The 14,951-nt window shown below is 62.9% G+C and carries 11 protein-coding genes, 1 tRNA gene and 2 pseudogenes; 12 read left to right on the plus strand and 2 right to left on the minus strand.

The genetic code is table 11. The features are described from left to right. Window positions 1-199 precede the first annotated feature (199 nt). The 5 genes and pseudogenes from A9513_RS28545 to A9513_RS28565 all read left to right on the plus strand — a co-directional run. Window positions 200-829, plus strand: a pseudogene (locus A9513_RS28545) (IS30-like element ISPa59 family transposase); the annotation flags it as partial. A gap of 85 nt (window positions 830-914) precedes the next feature. Then, window positions 915-1,274: an IS66 family insertion sequence element accessory protein TnpB gene (tnpB, locus tag A9513_RS28550; RefSeq protein ID WP_003460146.1), complete on the plus strand. Its 360-nt coding sequence runs from the start codon at window positions 915-917 to the stop codon at window positions 1,272-1,274. Window positions 1,275-1,293: 19 nt separating this feature from the next. Continuing rightward, the gene (locus tag A9513_RS28555; protein WP_083196247.1) at window positions 1,294-2,877 is read left to right on the plus strand and encodes an IS66 family transposase; all 1,584 of its coding nucleotides are present in this window, start codon (window positions 1,294-1,296) and stop codon (window positions 2,875-2,877) included. A 46-nt stretch (window positions 2,878-2,923) separates the two neighbouring features. After that, window positions 2,924-3,328 (plus strand): annotated as a pseudogene (locus tag A9513_RS28560) (IS30 family transposase); the annotation flags it as partial. 116 nt (window positions 3,329-3,444) lie between these two features. Then, window positions 3,445-4,044, plus strand: coding sequence for a hypothetical protein (locus A9513_RS28565; protein WP_128579565.1), 600 nt, complete (start codon window positions 3,445-3,447; stop codon window positions 4,042-4,044). A gap of 361 nt (window positions 4,045-4,405) precedes the next feature. Here the strand turns inward: A9513_RS28565 and A9513_RS28570 are convergent. Next, a tRNA-Arg gene (locus A9513_RS28570) sits at window positions 4,406-4,482 on the minus strand. Window positions 4,483-5,241: 759 nt separating this feature from the next. Here A9513_RS28570 and gabD point away from each other — a divergent pair. The 3 genes from gabD to A9513_RS28585 all read left to right on the plus strand — a co-directional run bounded on the left by gabD (window position 5,242) and on the right by A9513_RS28585 (window position 9,623). After that, window positions 5,242-6,693 (plus strand): NADP-dependent succinate-semialdehyde dehydrogenase, encoded by a 1,452-nt coding sequence (gabD, locus tag A9513_RS28575; protein WP_024766389.1) that lies wholly within the window; start codon window positions 5,242-5,244, stop codon window positions 6,691-6,693. A 202-nt stretch (window positions 6,694-6,895) separates the two neighbouring features. Beyond that, entirely contained in the window at window positions 6,896-8,176 is a 1,281-nt protein-coding gene (gene gabT / locus A9513_RS28580) for a 4-aminobutyrate--2-oxoglutarate transaminase (protein WP_024766390.1), read from the plus strand. Window positions 8,177-8,426: 250 nt separating this feature from the next. After that, window positions 8,427-9,623, plus strand: coding sequence for an HDOD domain-containing protein (locus tag A9513_RS28585; protein ID WP_065086193.1), 1,197 nt, complete (start codon window positions 8,427-8,429; stop codon window positions 9,621-9,623). Between the two features lie 54 nt (window positions 9,624-9,677). Here the strand turns inward: A9513_RS28585 and argH are convergent, their stop codons facing one another. Next, window positions 9,678-11,072 (minus strand): argininosuccinate lyase, encoded by a 1,395-nt coding sequence (argH, locus tag A9513_RS28590; RefSeq protein ID WP_065086194.1) that lies wholly within the window; start codon window positions 11,070-11,072, stop codon window positions 9,678-9,680. A gap of 233 nt (window positions 11,073-11,305) precedes the next feature. On the opposite strand from argH, the gene A9513_RS28595 reads away from it, so the two are divergent. From A9513_RS28595 to A9513_RS28610, 4 genes are all read left to right on the plus strand, one after another. Then, on the plus strand, window positions 11,306-12,376 hold the full coding sequence (locus A9513_RS28595) for a sensor histidine kinase (RefSeq protein WP_065086195.1): 1,071 nt from the start codon (window positions 11,306-11,308) through the stop codon (window positions 12,374-12,376). Between the two features lie 4 nt (window positions 12,377-12,380). Beyond that, window positions 12,381-13,127 carry an alginate biosynthesis regulator AlgR gene (algR, locus tag A9513_RS28600; RefSeq protein ID WP_024766394.1) on the plus strand — a complete coding sequence of 249 codons (747 nt, stop codon included), beginning with the start codon at window positions 12,381-12,383 and terminating at the stop codon, window positions 13,125-13,127. Between the two features lie 112 nt (window positions 13,128-13,239). Next, complete coding sequence (gene hemC, locus A9513_RS28605; RefSeq protein WP_065086196.1) at window positions 13,240-14,178, plus strand: hydroxymethylbilane synthase; 939 nt, start codon at window positions 13,240-13,242, stop codon at window positions 14,176-14,178. Beyond that, window positions 14,175-14,933, plus strand: coding sequence for a uroporphyrinogen-III synthase (locus tag A9513_RS28610; RefSeq protein WP_037014658.1), 759 nt, complete (start codon window positions 14,175-14,177; stop codon window positions 14,931-14,933). Before hemC ends, A9513_RS28610 begins: the two co-directional genes overlap by 4 nt. Window positions 14,934-14,951 lie beyond the last annotated feature (18 nt).

Consider the following 14,951-nt stretch of genomic DNA (forward strand, 5'->3'; position numbering starts at 1 on the left):
ATCGTGACGCGCTCTGTGGCGCTGAGTTCGTGATAGGACATGGGGCAACACCTTACCGAAATGGTCGGGTGTTGCACTCAGTTTTTGCGGCCGCCCTTTGATTTCTTTACGCAAAATCTTGAAAGCGTTAGTTCGCTTATGCAGGGCGGCGGCAAAAACTGAGTGCAACACCTGACCTTTCCGGTACGGTGCTGCCCCTATGTCTTATTCCGAACTCAGCGTTGAAGAACGCGCCACCATTCAAATCGGCCGTGCCCAAGGGTTCAGCCTGCGCAAGATTGCTTGCTTGATCACCCGATCCCCTTCGACCATCAGCCGGGAGCTGCGCCGCAATCGAGATGTCTGTGGCGGCTACTCGGCCCGCATGGCCCAGCAGCAGATGCAGGCCCGCCGCCAAGGCTGTCGACCGAAACGAAAGCTCTTGCCGGGTGGTGAGCGCTTTCAGTTGGTGGCCCATATGCTGCGCGAGCGTTTGTCTCCCGAGCAGATTGCCGGCAAGCTGCGCAGCATGAACATTCCCAGCCTCAGAGATGCATACGTCTGTCGCGAGACGATCTATAACGCCATCTATGCCTTGCCGGTCGGCGAGTTGCGTAAGGAGCTGATCATCTGCCTGCGCCAAAGTAAGACGACGCGCCGGCCGCGCTCTGGCGGCGTGGATCGACGCGGCCAGATCCCCGAGATGGTCAGCATCCATGTGCGCCCACCGGAGATCGAAGACCGGCTGATGCCAGGGCATTGGGAAGGCGATCTGATCAAGGGCAAGGCCAACGCCTCGTCTGTAGGCACGCTGGTGGAACGTACCAGTGGCTACCTGATGCTGGTAAAGAGTAACCGCTCCATAAACCCCACCTTCAACTGACCTGTCCGTTCCCGGATGCTGGGCTCCCCATTTTTTCCCGTGGAGCTCCGTCATGATGCGTCCCGACGCCAAGGTGCAAAAAGTCTACCTTTACCCAAAGCCCGTCGATTTCCGCAAATCCATCAACGGCCTGGCCGCTCTGGTCGAGCTGGACATCAAGGTGGAAGTGTTCAATCCCGTGCTGTTCGTGTTCCTCAACCGCACCCGCAGTCAGGTCAAGATCCTCTACTGGGAGCGCAATGGCTTCTGCCTGTGGCTCAAGCGTTTGGAAGCCGAACGCTTCAAGACCAAGCCCGATGCCGGCGACGAGGCCATCGAGCTGACGGTCGATGAGTTGAACTGGCTGCTCGACGGCATCGACCTGTGGCGCAACCGTCCGCACCAGATACTGACGCCGCGTTTCGTGACCTGAGCCGGTATAATCCACGGCCATGATCGCCGTGCCCGCCCCCCTTCCTGACGACCCAATCCTGCTCAAGCATTTACTGCTGCTGGCCAGTGAACAGGCGGCTGCGAAAGATGCTCGCATAGAACAACTTCAGGAACAGGTCGCCCTGCTGCGCCACAAGTTGTTCTCGCCCAAGTCCGAGCGCAGCCCTGAAGATACCGACTCGCCGCAGTTGGCCATGTTCAACGAGGCCGAAGAGCTGATCGAAGCGCTGTCCGCCGCGCCAAGCGAAGCCGAAGCCGAAGCCGAAGCCGAAGCCGAAGCCGAAGCCGAAGCCGAAGAAATCGTTGCGCCGGTCAAGCGCCGTGGCAAGCGCAAGCCGTTGCCGGCCAACCTGCCGCGTGTCGAGGTCATCCACGACCTGCCCGAGCACGAGCTGACTTGCGCCTGTGGCGCCTGCAAACAAGTCATCGGCGAGGAGACCAGCGAGCAGCTGGAGATCATCCCGATGCAGGTGCGGGTCATCCGCCATATCCGCAAGACCTACGCCTGCAAGGCCTGCGAAGCGGCGCCGATCACTGCCGACAAGCCGGCCCAACTGATCGAGAAGAGCCTGGCCAGCCCCAGTGTGCTGGCGATGCTGCTGACCACCAAATACGCCGACGGCATCCCGCTGTACCGCTTCGAGAAGATGCTCAGCCGCCACGGCGTCGAGATCCCGCGCCAGACCCTGGCGCGCTGGGTGATCCAGAGTGGCGAGCAACTGCAACCGCTGCTCAACCTGCTGCGCGACAAGTTGCTCGAATACCCCGTTTTGCACTGCGACGAAACGCGCTTGCAGGTACTGCATGAACCGGGACGCAATCCCACCGCGCAGTCCTGGATGTGGGTACAAAGCGGTGGACCACCGGATAAGCCGGTGATCCTCTTCGACTACACCGCCAGCCGCGCGCAGGAGGTGCCGCTGCGCCTGCTCGATGGTTATCGCGGCTACCTGATGACCGACGACTATGCCGGCTACAACGCCGTGGCCGCGCAAGAAGGCATCGAACGCCTCGGCTGCTGGGCGCATGCGCGGCGCAAGTTCGTCGAGGCGCAGAAAGTGCAACCCAAGGGCAAAACCGGCCGTGCCGACATGGCGCTGAACCTGATCAATAGGCTCTACGGCATCGAGCGTGACCTGAAGGACGCCTGCGATACCGAGCGCCTGGTCGCCCGTCAGCAACGCAGCCAGCCGCTGCTCGACCAGCTAAAGGCTTGGCTGGACAAAACCCAGCCGCAGGTCGCCGGGCAGACGGCGCTGGGCAGGGCGGTGAATTACCTAGCCAGCAACTGGAGAAAGCTGGTGCGCTACGTCGAAGGTGGACATCTGCCGATCGACAACAACCGTGCCGAGAACGCCATCCGCCCGTTCGTTATCGGGCGCAAGAACTGGCTGTTCAGCGACACGCCCAAGGGTGCCACGGCCAGCGCACAGATCTACAGCCTGATCGAAACCGCCAAGGCCAATGGCCAGGAGCCTTACGCCTGGCTGCGCCACATCCTCGAACGCCTGCCGGCCGCCAATAGCGTCGAGGATTACGAAGCGCTGCTGCCGTGGAATTGCTCGCCAGTGAGCGCATCCTGACAGACCCGCCCCATCAGCAGTAGGTGGGGTTTATGGAGCGGTTACGGTAAAGATGAACGACGCGACGGCGACCTCGGCGATGGAAGGCTTCAGTGCAGCGCTCAATGGCATGCCGCTGGCGATGCGCAAGAGCATGACCTACGACCAGGGCCGAGAAATGGCGCGGCATGCTGAAATCACCCAGCAGACCGGGGTGGCAATTTACTTCTGCGACCCGCATAGCCCTTGGCAACGCGGCAGCAACGAAAACATAAATGGCCTGATCCGCCAGTATCTGCCCAAGGGCACGGACTTGTCGGTACACAGCCAAGAAGAACTCGACGCTATTGCACTGCAACTGAACATGCGACCGCGTAAGCGCTTCGACTTCAAGTGCCCCATCGAAGTTATGGGTGAGGTGATGCAGAAGGCCATGACTATGCGGCATGATGCTCCAGCTTCAATTCAATGACCGTGTTGCACTCAGCTCCTGCAACCGCCCAGCATTCAACTGCTGACTTGGATGGATAATATTTTTCATTTTGTACGTGGCGGTTGCTTTATTTCTTGGATTTTATATAGGTTTTTATGAAGAAATATGGAGCTCGATTTTCTATTGCTGCAATTATCGCTGCTGCACCCTGCTTGGTCATGGGAGGATTCCCGCTGCTTGGTTATGCCCCTTGGGGACGTAACGGCTTGGAGGTTATTGTTTTCTTCTTGGTGATTTACTCCGCCATCCATGTGCTTGTTGCACTGCTGGTTATGCTGGTGACCCGAAAGTGGCGGGAGTATTTCCCGGCCATCATGCTGGGTGTGCTTCTGGGCGGCCTTGCTGGTTTGCAGGCGGGAACAGCAATGAGAATGGAAGGCTATGAGCGGGCGGGTGAGCGTGCTGCTGTTCTGGTCACTGCGATAGAGAATTACATTAAGGCAACCGGAGAGCCACCTGAGCGCTTGGAGCAACTTGTACCTGATTTTGTCGAGGCGATCCCAGGCAGGCTGCCGCCACTTGAGATTGTAACGGGCGAGACGGCTCTCAAAGGTTTCTATGGCAATCAATGGGCACTGCTGTTCAAAGCAGGTAGTGGTTTGAACTGGGATCAACTCGTTTATTTACCAAAGCAGAATTACGATCAGGTCGAATCGAAAACTCTGCTGGGGCGCTGGGCATATCTCCACGAGTGATCATGTGTTTTTCGCTGCCGGCGCTGCCTGAAGGTGGCCGGCGGCGCTCAGGGCATCAGCAGGGACGGCTAAAGCCGGCCAGCAGTTCTCGGGCTGCAACCTTGCTTAACAGAATAGAGCGTTGTGGCTGCAGCTCTTTATGGCTAGTACTCAAAATCCCTGCTCGCAAAATAGGGGGCCAGACTTTGAGGCACGGTTTAGGCACAGAATTGGCACAGCCCGAAAATGAGTCGAAAAGGAGCGCTGCGGGCAGTACTCACCACAGTCTGAGTATCCGCATGGAGATCAATTTTGAGAAATTAGCCAATTCGGGATCTGGATCGGCAGAGCCTTAGGAAAAGGCTTTTAAATCATACAGATATGGCGCACCAGGCGGGATTCGAACCCACGACCCCCGCCTTCGGAGGGCGGTACTCTATCCAGCTGAGCTACTGGTGCGTATGTGTTGCGGCGGTCTATTTGACCATTAGCTGACACCCTTCTCAACTCGATGAGTATTGCCTTCGGAGGGCAGTACTCTATCCAGCTGAGCTACTGGTGCGTATGCCGCGGCTGGCGCGGCAGGCGGCAATCATACGCATCTCCTTCGCGGGCGTCCAATGCGGGTACGCTCGTTCATGATATCGAACGAAAACAGCCGCTTGTCGGTAGAGGTACCTCGAAAACCCGCTTCAATCTGATACCTTCGTTGGTTTTGTCGAACGAGCTATTGCCCTTTGCAGTCGGGGGCCCTAGGATTCGTTTGAGATTTCAAACGCCTCCCCATCACAACAACAGGAGACCGGAGCATTGGCATCGCACCAGCCGGCCATCAGCCTGCGGGATGACAGTCTTCCGTTGCACCCACCGCATGTCCCTTGTGGCAGGTCTCCGTGCGGCTTCCGTCGATCAGCGTACCGGAAGGTTGTAGGGCAGTCGTACTCCTGGGCCGAGCCTGGGAACCTGTGCGTGAACGAGTTCAACCAGACCGGGCAATGACCCCGGCCTGCGTTTTTTCGTGTCCGCATGCCGAGCGAACTAAGAGCCGTTCGCCTGGCGTCGCCCCGTTCGCAGGGCGACATTCGCATCTGGCGGCGATAATGCTCGGCCGGGGCGAATGAACGGCAGAGACTGCGGTCTCTCCTATCCAGACAACAAGGCAGGCGGGACTCCAGGTAGACCCGCCGTCCACAGGCTTTCCTCGAAAGGAGACAGGTCATGCAACTCAATGATCCCAAGCTGTTCCGCCAACAGGCTTACATTGACGGTTCCTGGGTCGATGCCGACAACGGCAAGACCATCAGCGTGAACAACCCGGCCACCAACGAGATCATCGGCACCGTGCCGAAGATGGGTGCCGACGAAACCCGTCGCGCCATCGAAGCCGCCGACAAGGCCCTGCCGGCCTGGCGCGCGCTGACCGCCAAGGAGCGCGCCAACAAGCTGCGCAAGTGGTTCGACCTGATGATCGCCAACCAGGACGACCTGGCTCGCCTGATGACCATCGAGCAGGGCAAGCCGCTGGCTGAAGCCAAGGGCGAAATCGCCTACGCCGCCTCCTTCCTCGAGTGGTTCGGCGAAGAAGCCAAGCGCATCTACGGCGACACCATTCCGGGTCACCAGCCCGACAAGCGCATCATCGTGATCAAGCAGCCGATCGGCGTGACCGCGGCCATCACCCCGTGGAACTTCCCGTCGGCGATGATCACCCGTAAAGCCGGCCCGGCCCTGGCCGCTGGCTGCACCATGGTGCTCAAGCCTGCTTCGCAGACTCCGTACTCCGCCCTGGCCCTGGCCGAGCTGGCCGAGCGCGCCGGCATTCCGAAAGGCGTGTTCAGCGTGGTTACCGGCAGCGCCGGCGAAGTCGGCGGCGAGCTGACCAGCAACCCGATCGTGCGCAAGCTGACCTTCACCGGTTCCACCGAGATCGGTCGCCAGCTGATGGCCGAATGCGCCAAGGACATCAAGAAAGTGTCCCTGGAGCTGGGCGGCAACGCTCCGTTCATCGTGTTCGACGATGCCGACCTGGACGCCGCCGTCGAAGGCGCGCTGATCTCCAAGTACCGCAACAACGGCCAGACCTGCGTCTGCGCCAACCGCCTGTACGTACAGGACGGCGTGTACGACGCCTTCGTCGAGAAGCTGAAGGTCGCCGTGGCCAAGCTGAACATCGGCAACGGCCTGGAGCAGGGCGTCACCACCGGCCCGCTGATTGATTCCAAGGCTGTTGCCAAGGTCGAAGAGCACATTGCCGACGCCGTTTCCAAGGGCGCCAAAGTCCTCACTGGCGGCAAGCCGCACAGCCTGGGCGGCACCTTCTTCGAGCCGACCATCCTGGTCGACGTACCGAAGTCCGCTCTGGTCTCCAAGGACGAAACCTTCGGCCCGCTGGCGCCGGTGTTCCGCTTCAAGGACGAGGCAGAAGTCATCGCCATGTCCAACGACACCGAGTTCGGCCTGGCTTCGTACTTCTACGCCCGCGACCTGGCCCGCGTATTCCGCGTTGCCGAGCAGCTGGAATACGGCATGGTGGGTATCAACACCGGCCTCATCTCCAACGAAGTGGCGCCGTTCGGCGGCATCAAGGCATCCGGCCTGGGCCGCGAAGGTTCGAAGTACGGCATCGAGGACTACCTCGAAGTCAAATACCTCTGCCTCGGCGGTATCTGATCCGTTTTTTCCGTGGGCGCGAGGTGGCAGGCAAGAGCTGACAGCCACCTTCGCGTCGGCGTTTTCCGGTGGTAGCACCGGACAACCCGTCTGGCGGGCCGCAAGTTCCACGACAGTCGATCATCGTATGCTGTCGCGTGAGGCTTCTCCCCCGCTTTCATCCTTTGATCCGGTCGCCCGATGAGCGGCCACTGAGGAAGCTATGAGCAAAACCAACGAATCCCTGCTGCAACGTCGTCAGGCCGCCGTACCGCGCGGTGTAGGCCAGATCCACCCGGTCGTCGCCGAGCGCGCCGAGAACTCCACCGTGTGGGACGTCGAAGGTCGTGAATACATCGACTTCGCCGGCGGCATTGCCGTACTGAACACCGGTCACCTGCACCCGAAAGTGATCGCTGCCGTTCAGGAGCAACTGACCAAGCTGTCCCACACCTGCTTCCAGGTGCTGGCGTACGAGCCCTACATCGAGCTGGCTGAAGAAATCGCCAAGCGCGTTCCGGGCAACTTCCCGAAGAAGACCCTGCTGGTCACCTCCGGCTCCGAAGCCGTTGAGAACGCCGTCAAGATCGCCCGTGCCGCTACCGGCCGCGCTGGCGTGATCGCCTTCACCGGTGCCTACCACGGCCGTACCATGATGACCCTGGGCCTGACCGGCAAGGTCGTTCCTTACTCCGCGGGCATGGGCCTGATGCCGGGCGGCATCTTCCGCGCCCTGGCTCCGTGCGAACTGCACGGCGTGAGCGAAGACGAGTCGATCGCCAGCATCGAGCGCATCTTCAAGAACGACGCTCAGCCGCGCGACATCGCTGCCATCATCATCGAGCCGGTTCAGGGCGAGGGTGGCTTCTACGTCAACTCCAAGGCCTTCATGCAGCGCCTGCGCGCCCTGTGCGACGAGCACGGCATCCTGCTGATCGCTGACGAAGTGCAGACCGGCGCTGGCCGTACCGGCACCTTCTTCGCCACCGAGCAACTGGGTATCGTCCCGGACCTGACCACCTTCGCCAAATCCGTTGGCGGCGGCTTCCCGATCTCCGGCGTTGCTGGCAAGGCCGAGATCATGGACGCCATCGCTCCGGGCGGCCTGGGCGGCACCTACGCCGGTAGCCCGATCGCTTGCGCCGCGGCCCTGGCCGTGCTGAAAGTGTTCGACGAAGAGAAGCTGCTGGACCGTTCGCAAGCCGTTGGCGAGCGCCTGAAGACTGGCCTGCGCGACATCCAGGCCAAGCACAAGGTGATCGGCGACGTTCGTGGCCTGGGTTCGATGATCGCCATCGAGCTGTTCGAAGGCGGCGATCACAACAAGCCGGCCGCTGAACTGGTCAGCAAGATCGTGGTTCGTGCCCGTGAGAAAGGTCTGATCCTGCTCTCCTGCGGTACCTACTACAACGTGATCCGCTTCCTGATGCCCGTCACCATCCCGGACGCGCAGCTGGACAAAGGCCTGGCCATCCTGGCCGAGTGCTTCGACGAACTGGCCTGAGCTTCATCGCCCTAGCCGTTCAGGAGAAAGGCCCGCGCAAGCGGGCCTTTCTTTTTGTGCGCTTTTTTTTGTGAGAATTGTCCTCCGAAGTTGATGGCGCGCATGGGAAGCCTGAGGGCTTTGGACTACGCTGCGCAGTATCCGTAGGCCGCTGGCCGGCGGCATCCGAAGGACCGGGCACTCGGCAGGGGAGGCTCTGGATCGGTTGTTTCCGCCCGCGACGGCATTCGTCCCGAACGAGGTGTGATCCATGAGCGTTTCTCCCGGCGTGCTGGTGGCTGCCAGCGATCCCTGGAGCCGCGAGCTGCTCGGCCAACTGGTGCTGAGCGTGCGCTGCGATGCGAACGTCGAATTCTGCGAAGACGGTGACACGGCCATCGAGGCCTGTCGCCGCCATCCCTTCGCCTTGATCCTGGCCGAGCGCGAGCTGCCCGGCAGCGACGGGCTGGAGCTGCTGCGTCATGTGCGCTTGCGCCGCCGCGGGCCGGTTGCCCAGCCTTTCATCCTGATCAGCTCCAAGGCCGATGCCGCCAGCGTGCGTGCTGCCTTGCCGTTGGCGCCTACGGCCTACCTGGTCAAACCTTTCAACGCCGAGAACCTGCGCGAGCGGCTGCGCTCGCTGCTGCTGGCGCCGGGCGAGAATGTCGTCTGCGAGCTGCCCACGCTGGAGCAGAGCCTGTCGCTGGGGCGCTTCCTGCAAACCGAACGCGACGCCACCGAGGGCGCTCCGCTGATGGGCGAGGTCGGTGCAGCGGTGAATCGCTGCATGGAAGCCAGTGACATCAACCTGGAAATGCTCGAACAGGAGTTCGGCCATGATCCGCAGATCACCGCGTGCCTGATCTCTGCCGCCAACAGCGCTGCACGGCATGTCGGCATGCCCTGCCAGACGCTGATGCAGGCACTGTCGCGCCTGGGTGTGGCGCAGGCGTTGAACCTGATGCTGGCGGTCGCGTTGCAGCGCGCCGCGACACTGGCCGACCCGTTGCTGAAAGAGCGCGCCGAGCGCTTCTGGGAGTTGTCGCGGCACACTGCCGATGGCGCCTTCGCCCTGGCCGAGTCCCTGGGGGCCGATGCCGACCGCTGCTTCACCGCCGGGCTGTTGCATTGCCTGGGGGACCTCGCGCTGCTGCGCAGCCTGCAGGATTGGCACAGCGCCGGTGGCGCGCTGAGCGAGGCGGAGGTGGAGAAGTCTCTGAAGGAGCACGGCGCGAGCTTTGGCTCCGCCCTGCGCACCCGCTGGCGCCTGCCATTGGAACTGCGCAACCTGATCGCCGCGGCCTACGCCATCGACAACGGCGTGTTCAGCCGCGAGGCGCTGATCGTCAACCTGGCTTCCAGCGCAGCGCGCTTGCCAGAGGATGAATTGCCGACGCTGACCGAACACAAGGCGGCGCGGATGTTGCGGCTGACGCCGGCGCAGCTGGGCTTTCTAGGCAGAAGCTGAAACGAAAAAGGCCGCGTCGATTGACGCGGCCTTTGCTTCTGGCGAGTAGCGCGATCAGCGCGAAGCCAGCAGTTCCTTGCCGCGCACGACAGCGGCGCGGACCTGGTTCGGCGCGGTGCCGCCAATGTGATCGCGGGCATTCACCGAACCTTCCAGGGTCAGCACGGCGAACACGTCGTCGTCGATCTGGTCACTGAACTGGCGCAGCTCGTCCAGGCTCATCTCGGCGAGGTCCTTGCCGCTGTCCACGCCGTATTTCACGGCGTGGCCGACGATCTCGTGGCAGTCACGGAACGGCAGGCCGCGGCGTACCAGGTAGTCGGCGAGGTCGGTGGCGGTGGAGAAGCCACGGCGGGCCGCTTCACGCATGACCTCGCGCTTGGGCTTGATCGCCGGAACCATGTCGGCGAAGGCGCGCAGGCTGTCGCGCAGGGTGTCGGCAGCGTCGAACAGCGGCTCCTTGTCTTCCTGGTTGTCCTTGTTGTACGCCAGCGGCTGGCCCTTCATCAGGGTCAGCAGGCCGGCGAGGTGGCCGAACACGCGGCCGGATTTGCCGCGCACCAGCTCCGGTACGTCCGGGTTTTTCTTCTGCGGCATGATCGAGGAGCCGGTGCAGAAGCGGTCGGGCAGGTCGATGAACTGGAACTGGGCACTGGTCCAGAGCACCAGTTCTTCGGAGAAGCGCGACAGGTGCATCATCGCCACGGCAGCGGCGGCGCAGAACTCGATGGCGAAGTCACGGTCGGACACGCCGTCCAGCGAGTTGCCGGAGATCGCTTCGAATCCCAGCAGTTCGCAGGTGATGGTCCGGTCGATCGGGTAGGTGGTGCCGGCCAGCGCGGCGCTGCCCAGGGGCATGCGGTTGGCGCGCTTGCGGCAGTCCACCAGGCGCTCGTAGTCGCGGCTGAGCATTTCGAACCAGGCCAGCAGGTGATGTCCGAAGGTCACCGGCTGCGCGGTCTGCAGGTGGGTGAAGCCGGGCATGATGGTGTCCGCTTCGGCGTCTGCAAGGCCCAGCAGGCCCTGCTGCAGGCGGGTGATTTCGGCGAGGATCAGGTCGATCTCGTCGCGCAGCCACAGGCGGATGTCGGTGGCCACCTGGTCGTTGCGCGAACGGCCGGTGTGCAGTTTCTTGCCGGTGATGCCGATGCGGTCGGTCAGGCGCGCTTCGATGTTCATGTGCACGTCTTCCAGGTCGACGCGCCAGTCGAAGGTGCCGGCCTCGATTTCGCTCTGGATCTGCTTGAGGCCATCGATGATGGTGTCGCGCTCGGCGTCGGTCAGCACGCCGACCTTGGCGAGCATGGTGGCGTGGGCCATGGAGCCCATGATGTCGTGGCGGTAGAGGCGCTTGTCGAAGTCGACGGAAGCGGTGAAGCGGGCGACAAAGGCATCGACGGGTTCGCTGAAGCGGCCGCCCCAGGACTGGTTGGTCTTCTCTACGCTCATGAATCTCTCTCGCTGAAACGGGCAGGCGCGGCGCGCGGCCTGCATGAAGGGCAAAGTGCGACGATAATAGCAGGCTGAGGGACAAAACCGGCGGCGCTTTGGCGGGTTGCGGCAGGCTAGCGGCGGCGAATCGCCGCGGGGTCGGTCGCCGATCCTTGCGCTGGCCGACAATTCCAGGCTTTTGGTCGCATGCGGCGCTTGCCGCCGTGCAGGCGCTTACGGAAACTGCGTCGATGTCCAGACTGACGAAGACCGGCGACCAGCCGGCGCCCAACGAAGACTTCTTCATCCCCGAACTCTGTCAGCCCGAAGCGCTGTTCAGCCTCGTGCTGCTCGCCGAGCTGCTGGTACTCGTGCTGGTGCTCGCCGAGCCGATGACCCCCAGCTTCAACTGGGTGCGCCTGGCGCTGTCCTCGCTGTTCGTGCAGTGGATCGTGCTGCTCTCGGCCGGCCTGCTGTGCCAGTTGCGCCCGTTGATGGCGCGCTGGCCGGCGTGGTTCTCCGGGTTGCTCAGCTGCGCCCTGGTGGTCCTGCTGACGCTGGGCTGCACGGCGGTGGCGGATTATTTCTCCCTCGGCGGCCCCATGTCGCGCACCGGCGAAGTCAACCTCTACCTGCGCCACGCGTTGATTGCGCTCATCATGTCCACGCTCTTGCTACGCTACTTTTATCTCCAGAGCCAGTGGCGGCGGCAGGAACAGGCCGAACTGCGGGCGCGGATCGAGTCGCTGCAGGCGCGCATCCGTCCGCACTTCCTGTTCAACAGCCTGAACAGCATCGCCAGCCTGATCGAGATCGATCCGGGCAAGGCCGAGCTGGCGGTGCTGAATCTTTCGGATCTTTTTCGCGCCAGCCTGGCCAAACCTGGAACATTAATTTCATGGGGAGAGGAACTTGAGCTGGCCAGACGCTATCTTTCCATTGAGCAGTTCCGTCTTGGCGACCGGCTGCAAATGGACTGGCAGGTGAGCGGTGTGCCCGACGGCGTGCCGATTCCCCAGCTGACGCTGCAGCCATTGCTCGAGAACTCATTGATTTATGGCATCCAGCCGCGCATCGAAGGCGGGCTGGTGAAAGTTGAGGCGGACTACCGTGACGGTGTGTTCCAGCTCTGCGTGAGCAACCCGTACGACGAATCGACCGAGACGCTGCCCACGAAGGGGACCAAGCAGGCCCTGCAAAATATTGCAGCGCGACTTGCGGCACTTTTCGGGCCAAAAGCTAGTCTCAGCGTCGAGCGCCGTGACGGACGGCACTTCACCTGTCTACGCTATCCATGTGCGCGTCTCATGCAGGAAGCCTGATCTTATGAATGTCCTGATCGTCGATGACGAACCCCTGGCGCGAGAGCGCCTGGCCCGGCTGGTGGGGCAACTGGACGGCTATCGTGTCCTCGAGCCCTCCGCCAGCAACGGTGAAGAAGCGCTGACGCTGATCGACAGCCTGAAGCCGGATATTGTCCTGCTGGATATCCGCATGCCCGGCCTGGACGGGCTTCAGGTCGCCGCCAAGCTGTGCGAGCGCGAAGCCCCGCCGGCGGTGATCTTCTGCACCGCCCATGATGAATTCGCCTTGGAGGCGTTCCAGGTCAGTGCGGTCGGCTACCTGGTCAAGCCGGTCCGCAGCGAGGACCTGGCCGAGGCCCTGAAGAAGGCCTCGCGGCCCAATCGCGTGCAATTGGCGGCGCTGACCAAGCCCCCGGCGGCCGGCGGCCCCGGCCCGCGCAGCCATATCAGCGCGCGGACCCGCAAGGGCATCGAGCTGATTCCGCTGGAAGACGTGATCTTCTTCATTGCCGACCACAAGTACGTGACCCTGCGCCACGCTGGCGGCGAAGTGCTGCTGGACGAGCCGCTGAAAGCCTTGGAAGACGAGTTCGGTGATCGCTTCGTGCGCATCCACCGCAACGCGCTGGTTTCCCGCGAACGTATCGAGCGCCTGCAGCGCACCCCGCTGGGGCACTTCCAGCTGTACCTGAAAGGACTCAACGGCGATGCGCTGACTGTCAGCCGCCGTCATGTCGCCGGTGTCCGGCGGCTCATGCACAACCTGTAGCGACACAGTGCCGCAGCGCCTGAAGCCCGGGGGCGGCCCCCGGGCTTTTCGTTTGCGTGAGCTGTTATCATGCGGGCACTTTCTTGCACGCTTCCTTTGCCTGGAAATGCCCATGTCTCGCGAAATCCGTATCGCCACGCGCCAGAGCGCCCTGGCACTCTGGCAGGCCGAATACGTCAAGGCCCGCCTGGAGCAGGCCCACCCCGGCCTGACCGTGACCCTCCTGCCGATGACCAGCCGCGGCGACAAGCTGCTGGATGCGCCACTGGCGAAAATCGGTGGCAAGGGCCTGTTCGTCAAGGAACTGGAAACCGCCCTGCTGGAGAACGAAGCGGACATCGCCGTGCACTCCATGAAGGACGTGCCGATGGATTTCCCCGAAGGCCTGGGCCTGTACTGCATCTGCGAACGTGAAGACCCGCGCGACGCCTTCGTCTCCAACACCTATGCCAGCCTCGACGACCTGCCCGCCGGCAGCGTGGTCGGCACCTCCAGCCTGCGCCGCCAGGCCCAACTGCTGGCCAGCCGCCCGGACCTGCAGATCCGCTTCCTGCGCGGCAACGTCAATACCCGACTGGCCAAGCTCGATGCCGGCGAATACGACGCCATCATCCTTGCCGCCGCTGGCCTGATCCGCCTCGGTTTCGAAGACCGCATCCGCTCCTCCATCAGCGTCGAAGCCAGCCTGCCGGCCGGCGGCCAGGGTGCGGTGGGCATCGAGTGCCGCGCTGCCGACGCGGAAATACACGCCCTGCTGCAGCCGCTGCATCACCGTGAGACGGCCTTGCGCGTCACTGCCGAGCGCGCGCTGAACAAGCGCCTGAACGGTGGTTGCCAGGTGCCTATCGCCTGCTACGCCATCCTCGAAGGCGAGCAACTGTGGCTGCGCGGCCTGGTCGGCCAGCCCGACGGCAGCCAGTTGCTGCGCGCCGAAGCTCGCGCCCCGCTGGCCGAAGCCGAAACCCTCGGCGTGAAGGTCGCGGAAGACCTGCTGGGCCAGGGCGCCGAGGAAATCCTCACCGCGGTCTACGGCGAGGCCGGTCACCCGTGAGCCGCTGGCGGCTGCTGCTGACCCGTCCCGAAGAGGACTGCGCGGCACTCGCCGCCACCCTCGCCGAGTACGGTATCCACGGCGACTGCCTGCCCTTGCTGACGATCACGCCTCGCGAAGAGACACCCGCCGAACGCAGCCTGATCCTTGACCTGGACCGCTACTGCGCGGTTATCGTGGTCAGCAAGCCCGCGGCGCGCCTGGGCCTGGAGCGGCTCGACCGCTACTGGCCGCAACCGCCGCTGACCCAGCGCTGGTTTACCGTGGGCGCGGCCACGGCGGCTATCCTCGAAGACTACGGTCTGGATGTGGTCTGCCCGCAGGGCGGTGACGACAGTGAAGCCCTGCTGGCCCTGCCAGCGTTCGAGCAGGCCCTGCAGGTGCATGATCCGAAGGTATTGATCATGCGCGGCGAGAGTGGCCGAGAATTCCTTGCCGAGCGCCTGCGCGGCCAAGGCGTGGCGGTGGACTATCTGGAACTCTACCGGCGCGAAATGCCGTGCTACCCCGAAGGCGAATTGCTGCGGCGAATTCAGCGGGAGCGTTTGAATGCCATCGCGGTCAGTAGTGGGCAGGGGCTGGAACATCTGCAGCTGCTCGCCGCACAGGATTGGCCGCAGGTGAGTGCGATGCCGTTGTTCGTGCCCAGCCCGCGTGTGGCTGAGCAGGCGCGGGAGATGGGGGCGCAGCGAGTGATCGATTGTCGGGGCGCCAGCGCTGTGGCACTGATGGAGGCGCTGAGAAGCGCCGAATAGAATAATTTCTGAGCGAAG

Source organism: Pseudomonas sp. AU12215 (genome assembly GCF_001675465.2).
Taxonomy (GTDB): Bacteria; Pseudomonadota; Gammaproteobacteria; order Pseudomonadales; family Pseudomonadaceae; genus Pseudomonas; species Pseudomonas nitroreducens.

Coding starts and splice junctions, on each gene's coding strand:
- A9513_RS28595 (WP_065086195.1), top strand. CDS start 11,306: ATGTCCAGACTGACGAAGACCGGCGACCAGCCGGCGCCCAACGAAGAC.
- algR (WP_024766394.1), top strand. CDS start 12,381: ATGAATGTCCTGATCGTCGATGACGAACCCCTGGCGCGAGAGCGCCTG.
- hemC (WP_065086196.1), top strand. CDS start 13,240: ATGTCTCGCGAAATCCGTATCGCCACGCGCCAGAGCGCCCTGGCACTC.
- A9513_RS28565 (WP_128579565.1), top strand. CDS start 3,445: ATGAAGAAATATGGAGCTCGATTTTCTATTGCTGCAATTATCGCTGCT.
- gabD (WP_024766389.1), top strand. CDS start 5,242: ATGCAACTCAATGATCCCAAGCTGTTCCGCCAACAGGCTTACATTGAC.
- argH (WP_065086194.1), bottom strand. CDS start 11,072: ATGAGCGTAGAGAAGACCAACCAGTCCTGGGGCGGCCGCTTCAGCGAA.
- A9513_RS28555 (WP_083196247.1), top strand. CDS start 1,294: ATGATCGCCGTGCCCGCCCCCCTTCCTGACGACCCAATCCTGCTCAAG.
- A9513_RS28585 (WP_065086193.1), top strand. CDS start 8,427: ATGAGCGTTTCTCCCGGCGTGCTGGTGGCTGCCAGCGATCCCTGGAGC.
- tnpB (WP_003460146.1), top strand. CDS start 915: ATGATGCGTCCCGACGCCAAGGTGCAAAAAGTCTACCTTTACCCAAAG.
- gabT (WP_024766390.1), top strand. CDS start 6,896: ATGAGCAAAACCAACGAATCCCTGCTGCAACGTCGTCAGGCCGCCGTA.